The 26260-nt window shown below is 35.1% G+C and carries 29 protein-coding genes and 1 pseudogene; 27 read left to right on the top strand and 3 right to left on the bottom strand.

The features are described 5' to 3' along the window. The 7 genes and pseudogenes from C240_RS15990 to C240_RS15960 all read left to right on the top strand — a co-directional run. Positions 1-1068: pseudogene (locus C240_RS15990) on the top strand (hypothetical protein); the annotation flags it as partial. Continuing rightward, on the top strand, positions 1065-1412 hold the full coding sequence (locus C240_RS15985) for a hypothetical protein (RefSeq protein ID WP_271497914.1): 348 nt from the start codon (positions 1065-1067) through the stop codon (positions 1410-1412). The pseudogene C240_RS15990 and the gene C240_RS15985, both read left to right, overlap by 4 nt. A gap of 58 nt (positions 1413-1470) precedes the next feature. Continuing rightward, a complete protein-coding gene (locus C240_RS15980; protein ID WP_271497911.1) occupies positions 1471-1752 on the top strand; it encodes a hypothetical protein in 282 nt (93 codons plus the stop codon). A 515-nt stretch (positions 1753-2267) separates the two neighbouring features. Beyond that, the gene (locus tag C240_RS15975) at positions 2268-2504 is read left to right on the top strand and encodes a helix-turn-helix domain-containing protein (protein ID WP_271497909.1); all 237 of its coding nucleotides are present in this window, start codon (positions 2268-2270) and stop codon (positions 2502-2504) included. A gap of 634 nt (positions 2505-3138) precedes the next feature. Continuing rightward, the gene (locus C240_RS15970; protein WP_271497907.1) at positions 3139-3603 is read left to right on the top strand and encodes a DUF2798 domain-containing protein; all 465 of its coding nucleotides are present in this window, start codon (positions 3139-3141) and stop codon (positions 3601-3603) included. 140 nt (positions 3604-3743) lie between these two features. Further along, positions 3744-4148 (top strand): pyridoxamine 5'-phosphate oxidase family protein, encoded by a 405-nt coding sequence (locus tag C240_RS15965; protein WP_271497905.1) that lies wholly within the window; start codon positions 3744-3746, stop codon positions 4146-4148. A 258-nt stretch (positions 4149-4406) separates the two neighbouring features. Next, a complete protein-coding gene (locus C240_RS15960) occupies positions 4407-4550 on the top strand; it encodes a hypothetical protein (protein ID WP_271497903.1) in 144 nt (47 codons plus the stop codon). A gap of 74 nt (positions 4551-4624) precedes the next feature. On the opposite strand, the gene C240_RS15955 is transcribed toward C240_RS15960, so the two are convergent. Beyond that, complete coding sequence (locus C240_RS15955) at positions 4625-5434, bottom strand: metallophosphoesterase (RefSeq protein ID WP_271497900.1); 810 nt, start codon at positions 5432-5434, stop codon at positions 4625-4627. Positions 5435-5608: 174 nt separating this feature from the next. Between C240_RS15955 and C240_RS15950 the strand changes: the two genes are divergently transcribed. From C240_RS15950 to recN, 10 genes are all read left to right on the top strand, one after another. Beyond that, positions 5609-6673: a M24 family metallopeptidase gene (locus C240_RS15950; RefSeq protein ID WP_271497897.1), complete on the top strand. Its 1065-nt coding sequence runs from the start codon at positions 5609-5611 to the stop codon at positions 6671-6673. A gap of 209 nt (positions 6674-6882) precedes the next feature. Then, positions 6883-7308 (top strand): Asp23/Gls24 family envelope stress response protein, encoded by a 426-nt coding sequence (locus C240_RS15945; protein WP_271497894.1) that lies wholly within the window; start codon positions 6883-6885, stop codon positions 7306-7308. Continuing rightward, positions 7301-7762, top strand: coding sequence for a transcription antitermination factor NusB (gene nusB, locus C240_RS15940; protein ID WP_271497892.1), 462 nt, complete (start codon positions 7301-7303; stop codon positions 7760-7762). Before C240_RS15945 ends, nusB begins: the two co-directional genes overlap by 8 nt. 167 nt (positions 7763-7929) lie before the next feature. Then, on the top strand, positions 7930-8775 hold the full coding sequence (locus C240_RS15935) for a bifunctional methylenetetrahydrofolate dehydrogenase/methenyltetrahydrofolate cyclohydrolase (RefSeq protein WP_271497888.1): 846 nt from the start codon (positions 7930-7932) through the stop codon (positions 8773-8775). A 9-nt stretch (positions 8776-8784) separates the two neighbouring features. Beyond that, positions 8785-10128: an exodeoxyribonuclease VII large subunit gene (xseA, locus tag C240_RS15930; protein WP_271497884.1), complete on the top strand. Its 1344-nt coding sequence runs from the start codon at positions 8785-8787 to the stop codon at positions 10126-10128. Positions 10129-10132: 4 nt separating this feature from the next. Continuing rightward, on the top strand, positions 10133-10372 hold the full coding sequence (locus C240_RS15925) for an exodeoxyribonuclease VII small subunit (RefSeq protein WP_271497880.1): 240 nt from the start codon (positions 10133-10135) through the stop codon (positions 10370-10372). Then, positions 10372-11256, top strand: a complete 885-nt coding sequence (locus tag C240_RS15920) for a polyprenyl synthetase family protein (protein WP_271497877.1) — start codon at positions 10372-10374, stop codon at positions 11254-11256. Before C240_RS15925 ends, C240_RS15920 begins: the two co-directional genes overlap by 1 nt. A gap of 19 nt (positions 11257-11275) precedes the next feature. Continuing rightward, positions 11276-12091: a TlyA family RNA methyltransferase gene (locus C240_RS15915; RefSeq protein WP_271497874.1), complete on the top strand. Its 816-nt coding sequence runs from the start codon at positions 11276-11278 to the stop codon at positions 12089-12091. A 136-nt stretch (positions 12092-12227) separates the two neighbouring features. Further along, positions 12228-12677 (top strand): arginine repressor, encoded by a 450-nt coding sequence (locus C240_RS15910; protein WP_271497871.1) that lies wholly within the window; start codon positions 12228-12230, stop codon positions 12675-12677. Positions 12678-12695: 18 nt separating this feature from the next. Continuing rightward, positions 12696-14387, top strand: coding sequence for a DNA repair protein RecN (gene recN, locus C240_RS15905; RefSeq protein ID WP_271497868.1), 1692 nt, complete (start codon positions 12696-12698; stop codon positions 14385-14387). 73 nt (positions 14388-14460) lie between these two features. On the opposite strand, the gene C240_RS15900 is transcribed toward recN, so the two are convergent. Then, entirely contained in the window at positions 14461-14571 is a 111-nt protein-coding gene (locus C240_RS15900; RefSeq protein ID WP_271497865.1) for a DUF4044 domain-containing protein, read from the bottom strand. A 72-nt stretch (positions 14572-14643) separates the two neighbouring features. After that, entirely contained in the window at positions 14644-15600 is a 957-nt protein-coding gene (locus tag C240_RS15895; protein ID WP_271497863.1) for a magnesium transporter CorA family protein, read from the bottom strand. A gap of 184 nt (positions 15601-15784) precedes the next feature. Between C240_RS15895 and C240_RS15890 the strand changes: the two genes are divergently transcribed. The 10 genes from C240_RS15890 (at position 15785) to ftsA (ending at position 26236) form a co-directional block, all read left to right on the top strand. Next, positions 15785-16156 (top strand): DUF3397 domain-containing protein, encoded by a 372-nt coding sequence (locus C240_RS15890; RefSeq protein ID WP_271497860.1) that lies wholly within the window; start codon positions 15785-15787, stop codon positions 16154-16156. Between the two features lie 284 nt (positions 16157-16440). Continuing rightward, positions 16441-16872: a division/cell wall cluster transcriptional repressor MraZ gene (mraZ, locus tag C240_RS15885; protein ID WP_271497857.1), complete on the top strand. Its 432-nt coding sequence runs from the start codon at positions 16441-16443 to the stop codon at positions 16870-16872. A gap of 13 nt (positions 16873-16885) precedes the next feature. Continuing rightward, on the top strand, positions 16886-17845 hold the full coding sequence (rsmH, locus tag C240_RS15880) for a 16S rRNA (cytosine(1402)-N(4))-methyltransferase RsmH (RefSeq protein WP_271497854.1): 960 nt from the start codon (positions 16886-16888) through the stop codon (positions 17843-17845). Between the two features lie 16 nt (positions 17846-17861). Beyond that, positions 17862-18266: a cell division protein FtsL gene (gene ftsL, locus C240_RS15875; protein WP_271497852.1), complete on the top strand. Its 405-nt coding sequence runs from the start codon at positions 17862-17864 to the stop codon at positions 18264-18266. Then, on the top strand, positions 18266-20143 hold the full coding sequence (locus C240_RS15870; RefSeq protein ID WP_271497850.1) for a peptidoglycan D,D-transpeptidase FtsI family protein: 1878 nt from the start codon (positions 18266-18268) through the stop codon (positions 20141-20143). Before ftsL ends, C240_RS15870 begins: the two co-directional genes overlap by 1 nt. 59 nt (positions 20144-20202) lie before the next feature. Beyond that, positions 20203-21168, top strand: a complete 966-nt coding sequence (gene mraY, locus C240_RS15865; RefSeq protein WP_271497848.1) for a phospho-N-acetylmuramoyl-pentapeptide-transferase — start codon at positions 20203-20205, stop codon at positions 21166-21168. Between the two features lie 59 nt (positions 21169-21227). Next, on the top strand, positions 21228-22598 hold the full coding sequence (gene murD / locus C240_RS15860; RefSeq protein ID WP_271497844.1) for a UDP-N-acetylmuramoyl-L-alanine--D-glutamate ligase: 1371 nt from the start codon (positions 21228-21230) through the stop codon (positions 22596-22598). A gap of 8 nt (positions 22599-22606) precedes the next feature. Then, complete coding sequence (gene murG / locus C240_RS15855; RefSeq protein ID WP_271497842.1) at positions 22607-23698, top strand: undecaprenyldiphospho-muramoylpentapeptide beta-N-acetylglucosaminyltransferase; 1092 nt, start codon at positions 22607-22609, stop codon at positions 23696-23698. 93 nt (positions 23699-23791) lie between these two features. Continuing rightward, a complete protein-coding gene (locus C240_RS15850; protein WP_271497840.1) occupies positions 23792-24748 on the top strand; it encodes a cell division protein FtsQ/DivIB in 957 nt (318 codons plus the stop codon). Positions 24749-24910: 162 nt separating this feature from the next. Beyond that, the gene (gene ftsA / locus C240_RS15845) at positions 24911-26236 is read left to right on the top strand and encodes a cell division protein FtsA (protein WP_271497838.1); all 1326 of its coding nucleotides are present in this window, start codon (positions 24911-24913) and stop codon (positions 26234-26236) included. Positions 26237-26260: the final 24 nt, after the last annotated feature.

Below are 26260 nucleotides of genomic sequence, written 5' to 3'. Positions count from 1 at the left end.
CAGCTAGTAGCTGAGATTGACAACTATAAAGCACTGTTAGATACCATTGATGATCTGATTCGGGATGCGAAAACACACCGAACGGATTTAGAAAGACGCTCGATGAATGCCTATCAAGCGATGCAGAAACGACAAGAAAAATTAGAAAAGTTTCGCGAATACAGTAGTCAGTCAGCAAGTTTCTTTACGGACTATCAATCGTCACAAAGTGAATTAAACAATGGTTTAGCACAGGTACAAGATTGTAAAGCTTGGAATGCCTCTACAGGTTCCTTTGATATCACAAGACTTGATATGACATGGGCAAAACCTATAAATGATCGTTGGGAAAAACGAGAAAAAATGAAACAAGAAGAACTGAAGAAAGCAGAAGTAACCAAAGCGAATACTTTAGCGGAACATGGGCTAACTGAAGCCGACCTTGTTCAGCCTAACGATCCTGAAAATGTTGTGTTAGAAAAGTATATAAGACTCGCTCAAATGGGTGTAAATCCACATACAGGCTTGCCAATAACGGATGAAGAAAAGTGGAAATTCCAGTACGCAGCACATAGCAAAACTGTTTTTGATGTACTCGGAACTGTTGGTGGAGCCTACGCAGGACAATATGCAGCAAATAATGACTTCTATAAAAGCTCTAATACAGTGAAGTCTACTAAAAGTGATTTTAGTGCTGAGAATCCAAAAAATGGGAAAGACTGGAATAACTATTTTAGAGAGAAATACGGAGCTGACAATGTTTTTTGGAAGAATCCAGTTAATTCCATAGATGAAATTATAAGTATGCCCAGTTCCTTAACAAATGTAAATCCGCACGATATAATTGAATTAGTTAAGCAAGATGGATGGACAGTGACACCCTTAAAAAAAGGAAATAGCGCGGGCTTGACGTATGAACAAGGCGGTGGATACAGTATGAACCCACCAGCTGGTACGAGTGGAAGTTCTCGATATATTCAATATCATCCAGGTGGTGGTCACCATGGAGAACTCCCATATTATAAAGTGTCTTCCCCTGAATATGGCATTAAAAGAATATATATGAATGGAAAGGTTGTGATAGAATGACTGAAGATGTTGATACATTAACTATGATGCATAGTAGAGTAATTGAAAATTTGAAAAATTCTATTTTAACTCCTGCAGAACAAGTTGAAAGATTAAGAGGGTTTCAAGTCACTGATGAAATTGCTTCAGATTTTTCAGATATAACAGTTAAATACGCTAAAGAATTATCAGATAGTGGTTGGATAACACCTGAACAGTATGAGCAATTTTTAGAAATTGATAGAGACTTAGAAGAAATGAATAAAAACAAAAGTCTTTGGAATGATGAGGCGCTAAAAAGTGCAAAAGAATGGGAACAATTTAGAAAAGCGACTTCTGAACTACTCAAATCGTTAGGATATTAATAAAGCAGTAACGATTTCCTTCAATTAATATGGGTGTATTTTCAGCAGAGGAGTATCTATGCAAACAGAAAAAGAGCAGTTATATGCTTTATTGACTGGGCTTACAAGCAATGAGATAGGCATAAATGAGTTCACTAACAAACTTATTAAAATATTTGATTTAGAAATAGATTATGATGAATTAACGGAAGAAGAATATAGACTTTTGGGAGAAGTTTCAGATATGTCTGCTAGATTCTCTGATAGTTTAGAAGATTTGAAGTTGCCAAATGTATATTACAGTGAGGATCAAATTAGATCAGAAGTAGATAAGGTGCTAAAAGTATTAGTACGAAACTGAACTAAGTTGAATTTACTTCTATGAAAAAGTTGCCTACCAGATTCCAACTGGTGGGCTTTTTCTTTGGATTAAATAATTACTCAATAGAGTGTAGTCATGTGACCGACTTTAAAACGCTGTATTAACAAGATAATCAATTACTCACTAGAGTTGCCCAAAATATTTTTCTATCCTAATTAAAGTTATCTCTAAAACATTCGTTATACGTAACACTCATTTTTTCACTCTGTTTTAATTTTCTATCTCTTCAGAACTAATCCTCCTAAGATGATTTTCTGGATAAGTATATCAAACAAAAAGTTGAGGTTAAACCGATAACTGGTTTTTGAGATAAGTTAATATACACAATTATCCGCGAAATATTTTATATCTCTTATTCTTTTCTGGCGGAAATAATTAATTCTATGTTGTATGCTATATAAGCAGGAAAAATTATTCAAAGAAATTACCATGATCAAAATAAGCATCACAAAACTCATCAATGTTCTGTTTGATTATAGAAAGGAGATATCCAAATGACAAATCTAGCACTAGTAAATCTAGATGACTTAAAAGTTCTAATGTCAGAACAAGCAATTCCAAATGAAGTATGGGGGACTAAACAAGCTGCTGACTTTTTAGAAATAAGTGTTAGTACTTGTAAAAAAGAAGCGTTAAACGGAAAGATACCTGCTGTGAAGATTGGGGCAGACTGGAAGTTTAGTTCTATTGCACTATTTGAACTCGTTGCTAAAAGGAGGTTAAATAGATGAATGGTTCTATGTACAGCGCCCCACGCTAATGAGAATTAGTGAATGCCATTTTGAATGCCATAAGTGAAATATTCTATGAAATTCAATTAATATGTTATTGTGTTAAATGCCTTTTAAATCAGCTTTTTGATCTTCTTTGAAACTGAATGAAACGCTAAAAAAATCTATACCCAGTAGCTCAATAATAATTGATTTACTATAAGCTGAGACAAAAGCGTTTAGCTCCGAGAAATAAGAAGGGATTCACGAAAATTACTCTTCAAATTTTTGAACCAAGTAGGTACTATTCTACATCCGTTCGTACCTCACTGTGTTTCATAGCAATTTCGGCTTATTTCCGAAGCCTTTAATTCTTAGAGCTTTAGCTCTTAGAAATTGATGTGATCGGAACGAAGTGGAGTAGCTGCTTTTTTCTCGCCGTTTATTCTGATCTAGTGAGTGAAACAAAACTGATCCTTAGTTTTGTCACACTCACTTTTTTATTTTTTACTACTTCTTATAATGACTCAACAGCTAAAAACTCTAAAAATTTTTCTCAACCCTATATGGAGTAAATTAATCTCAAAAAATGCTTACGAGAAATTTTTTTTTATGTTAGGATAATCTCTGTTATAAAAAAAGAGGAGTGTGTTTAATGCCGCAAACGAAAAAAGAAAGTTTATTTTTTACAACCATTGTCTGTTTTTCGATGGTCATTTCAATGAGTGCTTATAACCTATTTTTACATGGACAGTTTTCTTTAAATAAGTTATTTGCAGGACTTATACCAGGTTTTATTGTTGCGTTTATACTGGATATTTTTGTAGTTGCAATTGTTGCTAAAAAAGTAGCCTTTGCTTTACCTGTTAATAAAGAGAAAAAAATCCATATGATTTTAGCAGTTTCTAGCTGTATGGTTTTAGGCATGGTCTTTTTTATGTCAATGTATGGTGTCATTGTTCAATTTGGTTTTACAAAAGATTTTTTCAGCTATTATAGTGGAGCTTTTGTCAAAAATCTGATTATGGCGTTACCGCTGCAATTATTACTGATTGGTCCATTTTGTAGAATGGTTTTAGAAAAGAGTAGGCAAAGTAACTTATTAAAAGAAAGTAACTAGATAATGGACTTACAGTTTGAGAAGCAAAGCAGAATCGCTTTGTTTCTCTTTTTTTTGAAGAAAAGGAGTTGTACTTTTCAAAAATGATATAAAGTTGTTATAATTAGATAAGTTATTATAAATGGGAGGGTTTTTGAAAAATGGAATTACATGAGCGGATTGTCAAATTACTAACATCAAGTAATGTCTTTTTAATTTCAACAATTGATAAACGTGGTTTTCCAACAGTCATTGCCGTTTCTGAACCTTTATGGAGAGAAGGACTATTGAAGTTGCAATTTTACTTGGATGGTAATGGTGAGACAATCAGAAATATTCAAAAAAATCCTAATGGTTCGGTTTGTTGCTATGAAGAAATCAGACATGAAAGTTTACTAATGAAAGGGAAATTTTCGATTACACCAATTGACTCAATAGATAGTGTTGAATCGAAATTATCACCGTACCAAAAAGAACTAAATCATAAAAATCCTGTAGTCGTAACCTTTGATACTTGGACAGCGAAGATACATATTGATAAACAGACAAGGGATATTATAGTATAAGTAAAAAGGTTTGCTTTGAAGCAATGGTGTTTCGAAGCAAACTTTTTTCTATTTTTATATCGATAATCTATTTCTTTAAACAATTTTTTTGTTTTTACTTTTTTCTTAATAAGTATTCATAAATTGTTCAATGTTTTTTATGTTTGAATTAAGTTTTCTTGGTTATAGTTAATTCATAATTATTTATTGGATATTTGGTTGATAGCTGAGGAATAATTGGCATTTCAATGGTATTTCAATAAGAGAGGAGGAATGGCGATGTACGCTGTAAAAGTATTACATGGATATATAAGTGAAAACGGACAACGTACAAGGGATAAAAAACGTGTTCGAATCTTTTTAAACAAAAATTATGCAGAAGCGTTTGCCGATAAGATTGGTGGCAGAGTAAAAGAACTTTAATAAATGAACAAACTTAACAGGAAACACAATCCTCGGAATGAATTTATTTCGAGAGTTGTGTTTATCTAAAAGTGCTAAACATAAAGATTAAAAACAGCAATTTCTGGTGGTACTCTAAAGCGGGCAGGAATTTTTGTGGTCCCTAAACCTGTATTAACATATAAAGTGGTATTGTTTTCTAATTGATAAAAACGTTCAAAATACTTCTCAGACAATACATTTTTGATCGTAAAAAATGGTAATTTTACTTGTCCGCCGTGACTATGACCAGAAAGAATTAATTGGATATTTTGATCTGTTAACATATCAGCTACATCAGGTTCGTGGCTTAATAAAATTGTATAGTCACTTTGCCGTTCAGCTAGTGTGTCTGAAATAGAGGAATTTCCCAATAGAGAATCATCTAAGCCTGCAAGATAAATTGATTTTTCGTTAGTGATGGATACATTAACTCCGGAATTTTCAAGTAGTTGAAAGCCTGACGCTGCTAAAATTTCGGGGTAAACGTGGGCAGCAGCGCCGCCATAGTCATGATTTCCCCAAACCGCAAATTTTCCAAGTGGTGCTTCTAATCTACTCAAAGCAGCTGTCACTTCATCGGCTGGTCCATATTTGGCGTAATTATCAAATAAATCACCTGTAAATACAATGATATCGGGTTTTTCTTGGTTGACCTTGTTTACGATTTTTTCTAATTGAGTTGTAGGGTAGTTTTCTTGAATATGAATATCTGAAAGTTGCACAACTTTGACTGGTTGCTGTCCTTCGTTGTTTCCAAGCGTATAATTATGTACCACGATTCTTTTAGGTTCAATAAAAAAGGCGTATAAGACCAGACTAATCGCGATTAAAAATAATAAAGAGACAATGTACCTTTTTTTCATTGGTTACCTCGCTTTCAACTAATAATATAACGAGAAAAAATTAAAAAAAGTTAAAATACCAAGCATCTTGAAGAAAATTTAAAATAATTTAGTAGTTATAGGCATTCAGTGTTTTTCAAATAAATTATTTGCTATAATAGATAAGAACTTATATAGGAAAGAAGGACGAAGAATATGATGTTAAGAGTCAATAAGTTACGAGAATTAATGAGAAAAAATAATCTTTCTGGTTTTTTGATTACTAGTCCATATAATTTACGTTATTTAACGAATTTTACAGGAACAACCGGTTTAGCCGTTATTACGCTGGACAAAGCGTTTTTTGTGACTGATTTCCGTTATACAGAACAAGCAGCAGAGCAAGCACAAGGTTTTGAAATTGTTCAAAATATGGGACCGATTTTCGATGAAGTAGAAGCGATTGCTGAAAAAGAACAGTTAGCTAATTTAGCATTTGAAGAAACTTTTGTAAGTTTTGCAGAATATAGTGTATTAGAAGAGATTACGCCTTGTGATTTGGTTCCAGTAGCAGGTTTAATTGAAGAATTACGTGAAGTAAAAGATGAAGATGAAATTGCGATCATCGAGAAAGCATGTAGTATTGCAGATGCCGGTTTTAAACATATTATAACGGTAATTAAACCGGGAATGACGGAAATCGAAATTGCTAATCAATTGGATTTTTATATGCGTTCGTTAGGAGCTTCTGGTGTTTCTTTTGAAACTATTGTTGCCAGTGGAGTTCGTTCTGCAATGCCTCATGGTGTAGCTAGTGAAAAAATAATTGAAAAAGGTGATCTGATTACTTTAGACTTTGGTTGTTATTATCAAGGGTATGTTTCAGATATGACGCGGACATTTGCGATTGGTGAACCAGATAGTAAACTAAAAGAGATTTACCAAATCGTTTTAGAAGCCCAATTAAAAGTTTTGGATGAAGCAAGACCAGGTTTGACAGGGATTCAACTTGATGCAATTGCTCGTGACCATATTGCTTCTTATGGTTATGGGGAAGCTTTTGGTCATAGTACAGGTCATGGTATTGGACTGGAAATTCACGAAGGACCGAATGTTTCGTTTAGAGCAGATAAACAGTTTGTTGCTGGGAATGTAATTACAGATGAGCCGGGAATTTATTTACCAGGATTAGGTGGCGTTAGAATTGAAGACGATTTGTTAATTACAAAAAATGGTAATCGTGTTTTAACTCACTCACCAAAAGAACTGATTATCTTATAAGAGAAAAAATATGTCGTGCCAGCTAAAATTTATTAGCTAAAAAGACAAAATTAAGGAAGTGCTTCTAGTTTTTATGGTAGCGAAATAGGCTATTTAATGATAAACTAAGAGTGATTGTAAACTTGAATAGGTAAATGTACGAACTCTTTTACAAACGAAGAAAAGATAGTTTGTAAATAGTTCCCACATAACTATTAAGGAGGATAAAAATGACTGACGAAAAAAATCTAGTAATCAATACAAAAGATTCTTTAGGCGAAATTGTTATCGCGCCGGAAGTGATTGAAGTCATTATCGGTATTGCAGCATCTAAAGTTGATGGTGTATATGGTATGCGCGGAACTTTTGCAAATAATGTAACTGAATTTCTTGGTCGTGCTGCTCACGGTAAGGGCGTCTATTTACGAGCAGAAGAAGAAGGCTTGAAAGTAGATATTTATTGTTACTTAAATTACGGTATTTCTGTACCGAAAGTAGCTTTGGAAATGCAAGATCGTGTGAAACAGCAAGTTTTATTCATGACAGATATCGATTTAATTGAAGTGAATATCCATGTTGTCGCAGTTGTACCGGAAAAATTACCGGAACCAGATTTTGATGAATTATTCCCGGAAGATGAGGGAGATAATGAGTAAGCCAAGTTTCACTCGTCACGAGATTCGAGAAAAAGCACTACAAGCACTATTTCCTTTGGATTTTAACACTGATTTGACAAAGCAAGATGCCATTTCTTACGCTTTAGAGTTTGATAACCAAGCAATCATCAGCGAAGATGGTGAAGAATTTGTTCCTGCTTATTTAGACTTAGTAGTTGGCGGTGTTTGTGATCGTAAGGAAGAACTTGATGAGATTATTAAAAAACATTTAGGCAGTAATTGGTCAATTGCACGTATTGCGAAAATGGATTTGATTATTTTGCGCATGGGGATTTTTGAGATGATTTATGTTGGCGATGTCCCTAACACTGTAGCCTTAGATGAAGCTATTGAGTTAGCTAAAAAATACAGCGATGATCGTTCAAGAAAGTTTGTCAATGGTGTTTTATCAAACGTAATGAAAGATTTAGATACGGCAACGTCTGACAATTAAACTAAAATGCTTAAGAAAGTAGAGTAAAACTTCATTAGTTTTGTTCTGCTTTTTTTGTTTATTGATGAAACATTCTAGAGTGTTATAAGAAGCGAAATTATGCTAGAATAAAAATATTGAAAGAAACGCGAAACGTTTACTATAGATAAAAAGAGGAGTGATCGATTGTGGGAACATTAATTAACGGGCGTGAGTTAGCAGATAAGATGCAGGCAGCAATTAAAATAGAAGTGCAAGAACTTGAGAAAAAAGGCATCCAACCTGGTCTTGTGGTACTATTAGTAGGCGAAAATCAAGCAAGTCAAACGTATGTAAAAAATAAAGATCTGGCTGCTGCAAAAATTGGTATTCGCTCAAAAGTTGAACGGTTACCGGAAACTATTTCAGAAGCCGAATTATTGAATGTGATCGAGCAATACAATCAAGATTCAGATTATCATGGTATCTTAGTTCAACTACCATTGCCAAAACATATCGACGAAGAAAAAGTTCTGCTGGCAGTTGATCCGAAAAAAGATGTGGATGGTTTTCATCCGATGAATATGGGGCATTTGTTTATTGGCGAACCGACAATGATTCCTTGTACGCCGTATGGCATTATGAAAATGTTTGAAGCTTATGATATTGATTTAGAAGGCAAACGAGCGGTTGTAATTGGCCGTAGTAATATTGTCGGCAAACCAATGGCTCAACTGTTGATGATGAAAAATGCTACCGTCACAATTGCGCATTCTAGAACAGTTGATTTGCCAGCTGTTGCTAAAGAAGCAGATATTTTAGTTGTAGCTATTGGCAGAGGGCATTTTGTCACAAAAGAATTTATCAAACCAGGTGCAGTTGTTATTGATGTCGGCATGAATCGTGATGAAAATGGTAAATTAATTGGTGATGTAAAATTTGATGAAGTATCAGAACTTGCAAGTTACATCACTCCAGTGCCTAAAGGCGTGGGACCAATGACAATCACGATGTTGATGTATCAAACAGTAGAAGCTGCAAAAAAACAAAAGTAAGGTGAGTAAATGGAACAGCAATATTTAACAGTAACAGCACTAACTAAATATTTAAAACGTAAATTTGATGCTGATCCATATTTGGAACGAGTCTATTTAACTGGAGAAATTTCTAACTTTCGTTTGCGGCCTAATGCTCATCAATATTTTAGTTTAAAAGACGACGGTGCTAAAATTTCAGCAATTATGTTTAAATCTGCTTTTCAAAAATTAAAATTTCAACCTAAAGAAGGAATGAAAGTCTTAGTTGTCGGCAGAATTTCGTTGTATGAAAGCGGCGGTTCGTATCAAATCTATGTGGATCATATGGAACCAGACGGCGTGGGTGCTTTGTATCAAGCCTTAGCGGAATTACGTGAAAAGTTAGGTAAAGAAGGTCTTTTTGAAGGACCTAAAAAAATGTTGCCGAGATACCCGAAGAAAATTGCGGTTATTACTAGTCCCAGTGGTGCGGTAATCCGTGATATTATCACGACAGTTAAAAGAAGATACCCGATTGCGCAACTTGTTTTGTTTCCAACTCTAGTTCAAGGAGATCAAGCAGCTGATGATATTGTGCGTAACATTCAGCGAGTGGAAGAACTTGGTACGTTTGATACGATGATTATCGGACGGGGCGGCGGCTCGATTGAGGATTTATGGCCGTTTAACGAAGAACGAGTAGCACGGGCAATTTATCAAGCCAAAACACCGATTATTTCTTCTGTAGGCCATGAAACTGATGTGACAATAGCTGATATGGTAGCAGATGTCAGAGCAGCAACACCAACTGCAGCAGCTGAACTAGCAGTTCCTGTATTAAATGAAGAATTACTAAAAATTAAGGATCGGCAAACGCGATTAGAACAAAGTTTCCTGTTTCAATTACAGCAAAAAAACGATCGTTTTCAACGCTTAAAAAATTCTTATGTGTTTAAACAACCTGATCGATTATACGAAGGTCAAACAATTAAGTTAGATCGGATCACTCAGCGTTTAACTCAATCAATGGAGACTGTTTATCATCAAAAACAACGAACGGCCCAAGAGATTATTGCTTCATTTAAACAGCAATCACCACAAGGTCAAATGAGAGAAAGTCAACAGCAACTAACGTTTTTGAACAAAACATTACATGATCGTATGGAACAATATATGAAAGATAAGCAAAAACAATTTACTTCCGCTGTTCAACAGTTGGATTTACTTAGTCCACTGAAAATCATGGGACGCGGCTATAGTTACACCACAAAAGATGAACAAGTAATCAAATCAGTCAGTGAAATTAACAAAAAAGAAACCATTCAAATCCACTATGTTGATGGATTAGTAAAAGCGACGGTAGATCAAGTCACACCGTTTGAAAAGGAGTAAAAGCATGGCAAAAGAAAAAGCAGTAGAAAAGACGTTTGAAGAATCCTTAACTGAATTAGAAGAAATTGTCCAACGTTTAGAGCGTGGCGATGTTCCTTTAGAAGAAGCTTTAGCAGCATTTCAAGAAGGTATGATTTTAAGTAAACAATGTCAAGATACGCTAGAAAAAGCTGAAAAGACGTTAACCAAAGTAATGACTGAAAATAATGAAGAAGTGCTTTTTGAAGAAAGTGAGGAAAATTAATGGGAGATTTCACAAATTTTCGTAAGCAGAATTTACCGCTTATTGAAAAAGAAATGGAAAATTTCATTGATGAGTATACCACAAATGAACGGCTGAAAGAATCAATGCTTTATTCAATTCGTGCAGGAGGCAAGCGATTCCGTCCACTTTTAGTAATTGCTGTATTAGACTCTTTTGCTAAACAGCCGAAGACACATGATTATCAAGTTGCCGCAGCGTTAGAAATGATTCATACCTACTCGTTAATTCACGATGATTTACCAGCAATGGATGATGATGACTTAAGACGTGGCAAGCCGACGAATCATAAAGTATTTGGCGAAGCTCATGCGATTTTAGCAGGTGATGGGCTACTTACGGCAGCATTTCAGTTACTTGCTCTTAGTCAGTTGGAAATGGACCAAAAGATTTTACTGATCCAGTTATTAAGCAAAGCTGCTGGGACTCAAGGAATGGTGGCTGGTCAAGCTGGGGATTTGCAAGGAGAAAAACGTTCATTATCTTTGGAAGAATTGGCAGATGTACATGAAAAGAAAACAGGAGCCCTCATTGAGTTTGCCTTATTAGCTGGCGGAATTTTAGCTCAACAGCCGGAAGAAATCGTTAATTTGTTAGGTACATTTGCCCAACATTTAGGTTTGGCTTTTCAAATTAAGGATGACTTGTTGGATGCTACTAGCTCAGAAGCTGAATTAGGTAAAAAGGTTGGTCGTGATGAAGCGTTAAATAAAAGTACATACCCAAGTTTACTTGGATTAGAAGGTGCTAAAACAGCTTTAGAAGAACAACTAACTTTAGGTTATGATACGTTACTAGAAATCAGACAATTAAACAGTGCCTTTCAATTAGAGCTATTACAGGCATTTTTAGAGCAATTGCGATGATGATAGAAAGAAGGATCTTATGAAAAAGGAACGCGTGGATGTTTTAGCGTTTAACCAAGAATTATTTGAAACTAGAGAAAAAGCTAAGCGAGCTGTGATGGCGGGCTTAGTGTACAATGATAAAAACGAACGACTGGATAAACCCGGTGAGAAAATCCCGATTGAAACACCACTTCAAGTTAAAGGGCAAACGTTACCGTATGTTTCTCGTGGTGGTTTGAAACTGGAAAAAGCGCTAGAAGTTTTTCAATTAGATGTAACAGATCAAACAATGTTGGATATTGGTGCTTCTACGGGTGGCTTTACTGATGTGGCTTTACAAAATGGTGCTCGTTTAAGCTATGCATTAGATGTAGGTTATAATCAATTAGCGTGGAAAATTCGTCAAGATGAACGCGTTGTTGTGATGGAGCGAACTAATTTTCGTTATAGTACACCGGAAGATTTTCAGCAAGGAACACCTGATATGGCAACTATTGATGTTTCGTTTATATCACTTAAACTGATTTTACCGCCGCTGCATAAAATTTTAAAACCAGGTGGGAAAGTTGTTGCATTAATTAAACCACAATTTGAAGCAGGCAAAGAATTAGTTGGGAAAAAAGGTATCGTTCGTGAACCCGAGACGCATAAACTGGTGTTGACTGATATTCTAACATTTGCCCAGCAACAGGGGTATTCAGTTAGCGGGTTAGATTATTCGCCGATCACTGGCGGAGAAGGAAATATCGAATTTTTAGCATATTTAACTTCCACAGAAACATCAAATATAGAAGATCTCTCAAGCAAGATAGATGAAGTGGTTCACGCTGCACATGAAAAATTAAAAAGCTGATTTTTTATGAAAGTCAAAATAGTAAGACTGGACAGGCGCATAGCGTTTTGATCTCAGTCTTATTTTTTATGCTTTCAATATGAATAAAAATACGCTATGATAAAATGGAAATGAACCAAAGAAAGGGCAATTCATTATGAGAAAAAAAGATCGGCATCGTTTAATTACTCGCTTATTAGCTGATAAAAATATCCAAAAGCAAGAAGATTTTGTTGCATATTTACAAGAAAAAGGAATAGAAGTTACTCAGGCAACTATCTCTCGCGACATTAAAGAAATGAAATTAATTAAAGTTCCAGCTATAGATGGCGGTTATCGATACAGCATGCCGGCAGAAACGAAAGAAGATACGTCACTGAAATTGGAAAAATTACTAAAAGACGCATTTATTTCAGTTGACCAGATGGAAAAACAGGTTATTTTGCGTACTATACCAGGGAACGCTGCGGCTGTATCTAATTTAATAGAAAAACAATATAAAGAAATTGTCTTTGCTGCAATCAATAATGATGATCGAGTGTTGATTATTGCACGGACCGAAAAAGATGCTGAATTTTTAAAAAATGAATTTTTCCGATATTTATAAAATCGAGGTGAACAAAACATGCTACAGGAACTTTCTGTAAAGAATTTTGCGATTATTTCCTCATTGCAGTTAGAATTTCAAATGGGAATGACTGTTTTAACTGGAGAAACAGGTGCTGGGAAATCGATTATTATTGATGCAATGGGGCTTTTGACAGGTGGTAGAGGCTCAAGTGATTATATTCGCCAAGGCGCATCGAAGTGTACGTTAGAAGGTTTGTTTACAATGCCGAAAAACCAAGAATTAGTAAATTTGTTGGACGAGTTGGGTATTGAAACAGACGAAGAGGTTATTTTAATTCAACGTGATATTTCAACTTCAGGGAAAAATGTTTGTCGAGTAAACGGTCGAATCATTAATATTGCTAATTTGCGCAAAGTTGGTGAATTTTTAGTTGATATTCATGGTCAAAATGAACATCAGGAATTGATGCAAAGTGAAAAGCATTTAGGAATGTTAGATGATTTTGGCGGTAGAGAATTACTTAAGATAAAAGAACAATACGAAGCCATTTACGCTGAATATCGATTAATTGAAAAGAAGGTCAGAAATCGCCAGAAAAATGAAAAAGAATTTGCACAGCGAATGGACATGCTTCAGTTTCAAAGTGATGAAATTGCAGCTGCTGAGCTAAGTGTAGGCGAAGATGAGCAACTTATTGAAGAACGGAATAAGTTAGGAAATTTTCAAAAAATTGCTGATGCTTTAGCGCTTAGCTATGAAGCGATCAATGGAGATGGTGACAGTAGTTTAGACAAAATTGGTTATGCCATGAATGAACTATTGTCCATTGAAACACTTGATACAGAGTATAAAGCGATCTCAGAGGCAGTCCAAAATAGTTATTACCTTTTACAAGAAGCCAGCGGTGATTTATCTCGCCACATTGATAGTTTAGAATTAGACGAAAATCGTTTAAATGAAGTTGAAACTAGACTAGAGTTAATTCGCCAGATGAAGCGTAAATACGGTGATTCTATCGACACGATCCTTGATTATTATCAAGAGATTACTCGTGAATTAGCTGATGCCGATTTTCTTGAAGGTAAAACTGGAGAGCTGGAAGCCTTGTTAGTTGAAAAGAAAAATCAAGTGATTGAAAATGGGTTAAAATTAAGGGAAATCCGTAAAAAAGTTGCCAAAAAACTTGAAAAAAATATTTTGCGGGAACTAAAAGAATTGTATATGGAACGCACTGAATTTGATATACGTTTCACTGAGCTTAACGAAGAGCAGTTTACAGAAGAAGGTTTGGATCAAGTTGAGTTTTATATTACGACAAATCCGGGAGAACCATTGAAACCGTTAGTGAGAGTTGCGTCTGGCGGGGAATTATCTCGTGTAATGTTAGCACTGAAAACTATTTTTTCTAAATCACAAGGGATTACTAGTATTGTCTTTGATGAAGTAGATACAGGTGTTAGTGGACGAGTTGCGCAGGCAATAGCGGACAAAATTTATCAAATTTCTGAAAACTCTCAAGTCTTGTGTATTACCCACTTACCTCAAGTTGCTGCTGTTGCAGATTATCAGTATTTTATTGAAAAAGAAGTGATTGGTAAACGAACAGAAACGAAAGTTAGAAGACTTAAACAAGATGAACGAGTGGCAGAAATTGCCCGCATGCTTTCTGGAAGTGAAATTACAAAGCTGACAATAGAGCACGCAAAAGAACTATTAAATATGGCAGAGCATGAAAGAAACAGTTAGCATAGGTAAAAATATAAAAATGGAGAAGGGCGCGAATGATATATTCAGCACACTTCTCCATTATTTTTTAATATTATAGACTCATTATAGCAGTTAGTATTGTTGAACCAGCAATGGCAATCAGCATCAACCAAACAACGACTTTAGTGACTTTAGAAAAAGTGCTAGACTTTTTATCGTTCATGGAATTTACACATCCTTATTCTTTTCTTGTCCTTAGTTTACATCGTTTTGGCAAAAACAGCAATAAAAAAAATTACAAAAGGTTGCGTTTTTTCAGCCTGCGAATGACAAAAGTACAAGTTCCGGCAGTAATAATGAAAAGCCACCAAAAGGCATCTTCCCTATTAGCAAAGGGGAGCTTAACGTTCATGCCGTAAATTCCACCGATAATTGTCGGGATCGTTAAAACAATTGTTAAAGATGTTAAAATTTTCATAACATTGTTCAAATTATTGGAAACAATCGCTGAGAATGTATCGCTGACTTTATCAACTAATTTTAATTGAATTTGGGTTGTTGTGGCGGCTTGTTGTGTCTCTACTAGGATATCGTGAAGACGCGGTAAGTGAGTTCTTGGTTCTTTGAAAATTCGAGCGCTATAAAGCATATTTAGAACTTTCAAATTTGAACTGATCGCAGCTTCAAAGTAAACTAAGCTTTTTTGGATATCCATCATTTGATAAAGTTGTTTGTTTTCCGTGGAGACTTTTAATTCTCCTTCAAGTTTGTTGGTTTGTTTAATTAAATCTTTTAAAAACTTATTATAGTGTGTTGAAATTTGCCAGGATAGAAACAGAATCAATAATTCTTGAATGGGTAACTCAGTCTCAGTTATAGGTTCAGTTAATGCATGTTTTAAAAAATCAGCAGACTTATTTATAACTGTAATCACTTTTTTGTCAGTAGTTAAAATGATTGCAAAAGGATAAGAGTTGAATTGGGTGTATCCGCTTGGACTAATAGTTGCATGAGGATATTGCAACAGCATTAAAGCAGGCTCTTCCAGTGTGTTTTGGTACAAGCCTTCAAATCGAGAATTTTCATCATCATCAAGAACACCTGTGATATAATCTTTAGGGAGTTTATACTTTGTGATTAATTCATTGATTTCTTCATTTGTTGGACTTTCTACAGATAACCAAACTGCGTCTACTATGTCAGATTTTGCAGGCGTAAAATGTCCGTTTTCTATTTTTAAATAGTTTATCAAATTGTCACCCCGTTTTATTTAATACTTGCTAATTACTATTATAATGGAAATAGCGGATTTTAGGGAATAAAGCACTTGTCATTTGGTATTATTTAGGCACGAATTTTTAAACGAACTGAAACATCAATGTAAAGAAAATAAAGTATAGTAAACTAAGTGTGTTACGAAAGGAATTGTTAGAAAAATGGTGTCGTTTTCAGTCATTATGCTTTTTTGGTATGTTTTTCCAGTAATTGTTCTATTTGCGTGTAATTTTCTTATCTCAACGTTTTCACTAACCGAACGTTTTAAGGTAAAAGCACCAGATATTTCAATCCCATTTTTATTTATAGGTTTAAATGAATTGTCAAAAGACAGTTATGGACAATCAATTGTTCCTTACATGATTATTTCTGTTTTATTGTTAGGGATCTGTGTAGCAGTTTTTCAAGCTTATTATTATGGAGAAATTCTATATGGCAGATATTTCAAGATGTTTTGGCGTTTAGTTTTTCTTTTAAGCATAATCTTATATGGCGTTTTAATTTTGTTAAATATTTTACATTATTTAGCATAAATTCTAAAAATAGGAGAAGTGAAATTTTCCACCACTTTCTACCACCAAATGTATTTGTAATATTTTTATGAGAAACAAATATGAATAAAAAAGGCAATTAACTCTTTGAAATTTGATTATACAGGCATTGATAACGTTTTTCCTAATTGGATATCCACTTTTTGAAATATTACAAATTTTTTAAATAACAATTAAAAGCCAGAAGATTTACTGTTTTTGGTGGTAGAAAGTGGTGGGATGTGGTAGACTGTTTCTATCAAGTGGAAAAGTGGGGAGAATTGGCTATGTTTATGGGTGAATTTCAACATAATATAGATGCCAAGGGCCGACTCATCGTACCAGCAAAATTTCGTGATCAACTAGGCGAAAAATTTGTGTTTACTAGAGGAATGGATGGCTGTTTATTTGGTTATCCAATGACTGAGTGGGAACAGCTAGAGGAAAAGTTAAAAGAAATGCCGCTAGCTAAGAAAGATGCCCGCACGTTTGTCCGCTTTTTTTATTCGGCTGCTACTGAATGTGAGATCGACAAGCAAGGAAGAATTAATATTCCTGCTGCGTTAAGAACTCATGGCAGTTTAGAGAAGGCTTGCGTTATTATCGGTGTTTCAAATCGAATTGAAATTTGGGATGAAGCTCGTTGGCAAGAATTTTCTACAGAAGCAGAAGAGAATTTTGATGAAATTGCAGAAACAATGATTGATTTTGGTTTTTAGAAAGAGGAGCATTATGACGAATGACTTTCAACATTATACTGTTTTACTAAAAGAGACAGTGGATGGCTTACAAGTGAAAGAAGATGGGATATATGTTGATTGTACCTTAGGTGGCGCAGGACATAGTGAATATTTACTATCACAGTTAGGTGAACAAGGTCATTTATATGCATTCGACCAAGACCAAAAAGCATTGGATCATGCAGCGCAACGTTTAAAAAAATATGTTGATAAAGGTATGGTAACTTTTATCAAATCAAACTTTCGATACCTTAAAGACGAATTAGCGAATCTAGAAATTTATCATGTTGATGGGATTTTGTATGATTTAGGGGTTTCTTCACCTCAACTTGATGAAGCGGAACGCGGATTCAGTTATCATCAAGATGCGCCTTTGGATATGCGGATGGATCAAGATGCAGCATTTTCTGCGTATGATGTCGTTAATAATTACACTTATCACGAATTAGTAAAAATTTTTTTCCGTTACGGCGAGGAAAAATTTTCTAAACAAGTAGCTAGAGAAATCGAACGCGTGCGTATGCAAGCACCGATTGAAACAACTGGTGAATTAGTAGAAATTATCAAAACAGCAATCCCAGCTCCTGCTAGACGTAAAGGCGGACATCCGGCAAAACGAATTTTCCAAGCTATTCGCATTGCTGTAAATGATGAGCTGAGTGTTGTAGAAGAATCGTTAGAACAAGCAATTACTTTACTAAACAAAAATGGTCGCATTAGCGTAATTACATTTCACTCGCTAGAAGATCGGATTGTTAAGAGCATGTTTAAAGAATATAGTACGATGCAAGATTTACCACCGGGACTACCTGTAGTTCCAGAAGAATTTCAACCAGAATTAAAAGTAATCACAAGAAAGCCGATTTTGCCTGGTGAGACCGAATTGGCTGAAAATAATCGCTCAAGAAGTGCTAAACTAAGAATTGCCGAAAAAGTTAAATTAAACATTTAGAGAAGGGAGCAGTAACATGGCTGAGTTAAAAAAAGTAGATGATTTTCAATATGACATTCCATTAATGGATGAGCCAGTCATGAGTCCTGAAAATGAGCCTAGAAAGGTTCAAAAAAATGTTAATTTACCTCAATCTCCGAAAAGGAAATTAAGAAATATTTCACTGTTAGAAAAAACAATCGGCTTTTTATTGTTAGTAGCGATTATTGGCATAGCAATTCTCACCATTCAAGTACGGACATCTATCACACAAATGACGAATGAAATTACTGAAACTCAAGCAACGATCCAACAGAAAGAAGAATCTGCATTGAAATTGGAACAGCAAAAAAATGAATTATCCAAAGCAGATCGCATTAAAGAAATTGCGAAAAATAAAGGTCTTTCTGATAACATTGATAATACAAGGAAAGTGAAATAATGAGTATAAAAAATAAAATAAAGAATTTTGTCAAAAAGAAGAACTTAAATCCAATGAACAATCGTAAAAAAGTAGGCATTATTTTATTTGCTACGAGTATTGGGTTGTTCTTTTTATTTGCCGTTAGATTAACGTACATTGTGGCTGTGGGAAAAGTTGCTGGCGTATCTTTACCAGAAAAAACAGCTAATCTTTATCAAGGCAGCAGTGTCGTTAAAGCCAAAAGAGGAGCAATTTTAGATCGTAATGGTGAAGTAATTGCTGAAGACGCCACGTCTTACTCCGTCTATGCAATTCTATCAGAGTCATTTGTAGGTGAAGAAAATAAAAAATTATACGCTCAGAAAAAGGATTTTCAAACACTAGCCGAAATATTGGCAAGAAATACGACCATTAGTGAAAGTGAAGCTTTAGGTTATTTAAATGGTGGAGTAAACGAAGATGGCTCTGTAAAATACCAAGTAGAGTTTGGAAGTAAAGGAAAGAACATCAGCATAGAAACGAAACAAAAAATTGAAGATGAATTAAAAGAAAAAAATGTTTATGGTCTTTATTTTGAAGATCATCCTGCTAGAATCTATCCTAACGGGGTTTTTGCTTCTCACTTTATCGGTTATACGGATGCTGCCGATGCAGAGGATGAATCTAAAGGTTTAGTTGGGATGATGGGTTTAGAAAAATCTTATAATGATATCTTAAGTGGTCAAGATGGAAAAATAGACTATGAAAAAGATGTTTACGGTAGTCCATTACCAGGAACTGTGGCTAGTGAGAAGCAGGCAGTTGACGGTAAAGATATTTATACAACGTTAGATCTTCGAATTCAAAGTCGTTTAGAAAGCTTGTTGGATCCTGTCATGGAAGAATATAAACCTGAAGATATGACAGCAATGTTGATGGAAGCCAAAACGGGTGATATTATTGCGATGTCTCAACGGCCTTCATTTAACCCTGAAACAAAAGAGGGATTAGGAAAAGATGACGTTTGGCGTAATATCTTAGTAGAAGATAAATTTGAACCTGGTTCTACTATGAAATTATTCACCGCGGCTGCCGCTATGCAAGAAGGTAAATTTAATCCGAATGCTACATTTGTGTATCCGGCTGGTGGTTACAAATTAGACGATCGAACGGTTAACGATCATGACTTTGGAGCAATTGGCACATTAACTTTCCGTCAGGCTATTTCTTGGTCAAGTAATGTAGGGATGCTTACATTAGAACAAAGTATGGGTGGAGAAAAATGGAAAGAATATCTAGAAAAATTTGGTTTTGGTAAATCGACTGATTCAGGTTTGGCAGGTGAATCGCCAGGAATGCTTCCAGGTGATAACTGGGTCGATCAGGCAATGTCGTCATTTGGTCAAGCAGTCTCTGTAACAAACTTTCAAATGATGCAGGCATACACTGCAATTGCTAACGACGGATCTATGACGAAACCACAGTATATCAAAAAAATTGTGGATAATGATACTGGTGAAGAAAAAGTGACACAAACGCAAAAAGTTGGGGAACAAATTGTCACACCGCAAGCAGCAAGTGATATTCGAACTTATATGGTAGATACAGTGGAAGACCCGACTTATGGTATTGCATACGATGTTTATTCAGTTCCAGGCTATCATGTAGCAGCTAAAACAGGTACAGCGCAAATTACTGGAGAAAATGGCTATATGGAAGGTTTGACAGATTATACGTATTCAGTAGTAGAAATGGTACCAGCTGATAATCCAGAATATATTTTGTATCTAACAATGAAAAAACCGCAAACATATACGCGCGATGCTCTTGCCAAAATTGCCAATCCTTTGATGAAATTGGTCATGGAATCAATGGACAGTGAACCGGATACTGATACAACAGAAGCAGCAAAATAAATAAGTAAAAATGAAAAACAAGGTAACTCAATTCGAGTTGAATAATTAGGAGAGATATCATGGAGTGGACACAAATTTTTATTCCCATAGCTTGCAGTTTTGCTATAACGGTAGCTGTAATGCCGCTGTTTATTGGTTATTTTCAAATGAAAAAACAAGGACAAACGACACGTGAAGATGGACCGACGTGGCATAATGTGAAGACTGGTACCCCGACGATGGGTGGTTTGGTGTTTTTAGTAGGGGCTTTTATCACATCATTATTAGTAGGCTTATGGAAACAAGAGTTGACTCCTTCGCTGCTGATTATTTTGTTTATTTTAGTACTTTATGGATTATTGGGTTTTCTTGATGATTTTATTAAGGTATTCAAAAAAAGAAATATGGGATTAAATTCTCGTCAAAAATTGATTGGTCAAATCATTGGTGGTTTGGTTTTCTATTTTGTCTATCGCTCAGAAGGATTGCCTGATTCATTGGATTTATTTGGTATTGCAACGGTACCGTTAGGAATTTTTTATGGTGTGTTTGTTATTTTTTGGCTAGTTGGTTTTTCTAATGCAGTAAACTTAACTGATGGTATTGACGGTTTGGTAGCTGGATTAGGCACGATCTCTTTTGCAACATATGCCATCATTGCGTGGAAACAACAGCAATTCGATGTAGTGATTGTCTGTCTAAGCGTGATCGGCGGGTTATTAGGATTTTTCCCTTACAATAGAAAACCAGCTAAGATTTTTATGGGAGATGTTGGTTCGCTAGCATTAGGCGGGTTATTAGCAGCAATCTCTATTATATTACGTCAAGAATGGACACTTCTTTTAATTGGTCTTGTCTATGTTTGTGAAACAGCTAGCGTAATTTTGCAGGTTGCTTCATTTAAACTATTTGGCAGACGAATTTTTAAAATGTCACCCATTCATCATCATTTTGAAATGTGCGGTTGGTCTGAATGGAAAATCGATATTGTTTTTTGGATAACGGCTTTAATTTGCTCAGGTGTAACACTATGGATTATTTTTTAATTGAAGTAAAATAAGGTGAGCTAGCATCATTTAGCTTTTCTAAGATAAGGGGAATTATAATGAACAAGATAAAAAATTATGAAAACAAAAAAGTCCTTGTTCTTGGACTAGCAAAAAGTGGTGTTAGTGCAGCTAAATTACTTCATGAACTAGGAGCATTAGTAACAGTTAATGACTTTAAACAATTTGATCAAAATCCGGAAGCCCAAGATTTATTAACCTTGGGTATTCGTGTAGTTACAGGTGGACATCCAATTGAATTGTTAGACGAAGATTTTTCATTAATTGTCAAAAATCCTGGGATTCCTTATACAAATCCTTTGGTTGAAAAAGCAGTGAATATGGGCTTACCAGTAATTACAGAAGTTGAGTTAGCCTCACAGATTGCTGAATGCCCAATTGTCGGCATTACAGGTACAAATGGAAAAACAACGACCACAACAATGATTGGGTTACTTTTAAATGCAGATAGAAAAAGCGGAACTGCGCGTTTAGCTGGAAACATCGGTTATCCTGCCAGTGAAGTTGCTGAAAAAGCAACTCCGCAAGATGACATTGTAATGGAGCTTTCTAGTTTCCAACTAATGGGGATTCAGACATTCCATCCGCAAATTGCTGTGATTACAAACATCTATGAAGCGCATTTAGATTATCATGGTTCAAGAGCAGACTATGTACATGCGAAATGGGAGATTCAAAAAAACATGCAATCGAACGATTTCCTTGTATTAAATTGGAACCAGCCGGAAATTCAAAAATTAAGCCAGACGACTAAGGCAACAATACTACCTTTTTCAACAAATGAGAAAGTTGATGGAGCTTATCTGGAAGAGGACAATATTTATTATAAAGGTGAATTTATTATGCCAGCAACAGAACTAGGAGTACCTGGTAGTCATAATATTGAAAATGCTTTGGCTGCAATTTGTGTTGCAAAATTAAAAAATATATCCACAGATAGCATTCGTCAAACGCTAAAAGTATTCACAGGAGTACCCCATCGAACTCAATACGTGGGAGAAGTCGCTGGACGTAAGTTTTATAATGATTCAAAAGCAACAAATATTCTAGCAACTGAAATGGCTTTGAGTGGTTTTGACCATTCCTCACTCATTTTGTTAGCTGGAGGCTTGGATCGAGGAAATGAATTTGATGAACTGATTCCTTCACTTAGAGGAATCAAAGCAATTATACTTTTTGGAGAAACAAAAGATAAATTATTACATGCGGCGAAAAAAGCTGACGTTAAATCAATACAATTAACAGAAAATGTCCAAAGTGCTGTCCGTGAAGCCTATGATTTTTCCGAAAAAAATGATACTATTCTATTATCGCCCGCGTGCGCAAGTTGGGATCAATATCCTAACTTTGAACTACGTGGAGAAGCGTTTATTCAAACAATGCAACAGCTAAAAGACATAGAAAAGTGAGATAATTTATGAAGATACTAATGACAGGCGGCGGAACAGGCGGACATATTTATCCAGCGCTAGCTTTTGTTAACCATGTGAAAACTTTAGCTCCTGATACTGAATTTATGTATGTAGGAACGGAGAATGGGTTAGAAAGTAACATTGTTCCTCAATACAATATTCCTTTTAAAACGATTAAAATTCAAGGGTTTCGTAGATCTTTAAGTCCGCAAAATTTTAAAACTGTGTATCTTTTCCTAAGCAGTATCGGAAAAGCAAAAAAGATTCTTAAAGAGTTTCAACCAGATGTAGTGATTGGGACAGGCGGTTATGTTTCAGGATCAGTTGTTTACGCTGCAAAGCAATTAAATATTCCGACAATTGTTCATGAGCAAAATAGCATCCCTGGTATGACCAATAAATTCTTAAGTAAATATGCAACAAAAGTTGCTATTTGTTTCCCTGATGTAGCGCAGTATTTTCCAAAGGATAAAGTTGTCTTAACCGGAAATCCACGAGCGCAAGAAGTTGTATCAGTTGAAAAAACTGATATTTTAAAGGAATATGGATTGAATCCAGAAAAGAAAACAGTAGTCATTTTTGGTGGAAGCCGTGGCGCGCTAAAAATCAATCAAGCTTTTGTTGAAGCTTTGCCCTTTTTTGAAGAACGAGACTATCAAGTTCTTTATGCATCGGGTGAGCGCTATTATAAAGAATTGCAAGAAAAACTAAAGCTTTCAGAAAAGAAATTGACAAACATCAGTATTCAGCCGTATATTGATAAAATGGCAGAAGTACTAGCTGCGGCAGATCTAATGGTTGGACGTGCTGGAGCAACCTCAATTGCAGAATTTACAGCATTGGGACTGCCAGCAATTTTAATTCCAAGTCCATATGTAACAAACGATCATCAAACAAAAAATGCACAAAGTTTAGTCAAATCAGGTGCTGTTGAAATGATTCCGGATCAAGAACTTACTGGATCTAAGCTAGTAGCTGAAATTGATACAATTTTATTAGACGAATTACGCTGTCAGTCGATGGCTGAAGCATCCAAAAAAGAAGGAATCCCAGATGCTGCTGACCGACTTTACAAAGTGGTCAAAGAAATTACTTGATGGGGGGGGTAAAAGATTAGTAAGAAAAAAGATAAACCGGAAAATAAAGACGAAAAAAAAGTAGATCCAATTGAACAAGTGGATGAAGAGAATTTGACTCCCTGGCAAAAAGAAAATTTAGAATATTTAAAGTCACAGGGAGATAAACCAACTTGGAATCCCTTAGTTTTAACGGAAGAAGCTGAAACAGACGAACCTAATGAATCAGAAGGTGAAATAGAAGCTTCTGATGATGAAACAATTGATACAGAAGATAAACAAAATAAAACTTACGAATCTTTTGCTGACCGCTTACCAAATATAAAAAAAGTACGAAACAAACGTTTATATCGTCGGCTGACTTTAATCGTTTCAGTCTTTTTAATTGCGATATTGGTGGTACTTTACTTTGTTTCTCCACTTAGTAAATTAGGAAATATCAGTGTAGCAGGGAATCAGTCTGTTGATAGTCAAAAAATTATCGAACAATCAAAATTGGAAAAAGGCAAAAGCCTTTGGGAACAATTTGGTGATCGGAAAATTTATGAACAAAAAATTTCACGCCAGTTGCCGCGTATCAAAAAAGCAACAATTTCTTTAAATGGTATCAACTCATTTAAAATCGCAGTTGAGGAATATGAAGTAGTTGCTTTGGAATCTGTAAATAATATTTACCACCCAATTTTAGAGAATGGTAAAATTTTACCTGAAGAAATGAGTGCTCCTGAAAGCGGAATGCCAATTTTTCAGAATTTCACAGATGAATCAATTATTCAAAACTTAATGAATTCTTATAATAAATTACCTGAAAGTTTGAAGCAAAATATTTCAGAAATCCGATATGCGCCATCTAATGTTAACAAAGAATTAGTTAATCTTTATATGAAAGATACTAATATTGTAATTGTAAATATCTCGCAATTAGTAGAGAAAATGGCGTATTACGACAAGGTAGCTAGTCAAATGGATAAACCAGGAACGATCGATATGGAAGTTGGAATTTTCTCTTATCCATTTGTAAATGAGTCCACCGACGAGAGTGTAGAAGAATCTTCACAAGCATTAGAATGAAATTAAGAAAAATAAAAGAATAAAATAGTAGAATCTGCTTTCTAAAAAGCCCATGTTTATGGTAAAATTGAAAGAAGTGAGTATTCTAAAAAAAATATATATTTAAACGGACATTTTAGGTCCGCTTACATATTGGAATTAATAGGAGGAGGAACCCCATTCATGGCAAAGACAGGAATGTATGTAGGCCTTGATATTGGTACAACATCAGTGAAAGTTGTAGTAGCTGAGTTTATCGAAGGTCAAATGAATATCATTGGCGTAGGAAACGCAAAATCTGATGGATTAAATCGAGGGATTATTGTCGATATTGATAAAACAGTAAATGCGATTCAAAGAGCAGTAAGACAAGCAGAAGAAAAAGCGGGAATTCAAATTAAAAGTGTGAATGTGGGGTTACCAGCAAACTTACTTGAAGTTGAAAATTGCCAAGGAATGATCGCTGTAAGTAGTGAGTCAAAAGAAATCACTGATGAAGATGTAAGAAACGTTGCATCGGCAGCTCTGGTTCGTTCAACTCCTCCTGAACGTCAAATCGTAGCAATCCTGCCTCAAGAATTTACAGTAGATGGATTTGAAGGGATCAAAGATCCTAGAGGAATGATAGGCGTTCGTTTAGAAATGTTCGGAGTTGTCTTTACAGGTCCGAAAACGATTATTCACAATACTAGAAAATGTGTTGAAAAAGCTGGTTTAACAGTTAATGAATTAGTGATTATGCCATTAGCATTAACAGAAACTGTACTTTCAGATGGTGAAAAAGATTTTGGTACTATCGTTATTGATATGGGTGGCGGTCAAACAACCACTTCTGTAATGCATGATAAACAATTGAAGTTTACTCATGTAAATCAAGAAGGCGGCGAGTTTGTTACTAAAGATGTTTCTATTGTATTAAATACATCTTTTAACAACGCAGAAGCTTTAAAAATTAATTACGGTGATGCTTATCCGGAAAGAACATCTGTCAGCGAAGAGTTTCCAGTTGACGTAATTGGTAAGTCTGAGCCTGTCAAAGTTGATGAACGTTACCTTTCAGAAGTAATCGAAGCACGTGTTGAACAAATCTTTAAGAAATCTAAAGAAGTGTTGGATGAAATTGATGCTTTAGAACTTCCTGGTGGAGTAATTTTAACTGGTGGCGGCGCAAGTCTTCCGGGTGTCGTTGATTTGGCACAGGAAATCTTTGATGCAAGTGTGAAATTGTATGTTCCTAATCATATGGGACTACGCAATCCAGTCTTTACAAATGTGATTAGTATTGTTGAGTATTCTGCTCAACTTAATGACATTTACCATATTGCTAAAGGAGCAATCCCAGGCGAAAAGATTAAATCTTCTCAACCAACGATTGCGGTTCAACAAGAAGTTCAATATGACACATACTCTGATTTACAACAAGAAGAATATGACGATTCTGAAATCCATGAATCTGGTGAAAAAGTTACTGGTAAAATCAAAGACTTCTTCTCAAACATCTTTGACTAACAATTAAAACAGGAGGAAACGATA

Origin of the sequence: Enterococcus sp. 5H (assembly GCF_028128615.1) — a bacterium.
GTDB lineage: Bacteria > Bacillota > Bacilli > Lactobacillales > Enterococcaceae > Enterococcus_L.
The sequence above is the reverse complement of the archived record's forward strand: the minus strand, read 5'-3'. Positions and strand labels throughout refer to the sequence as shown.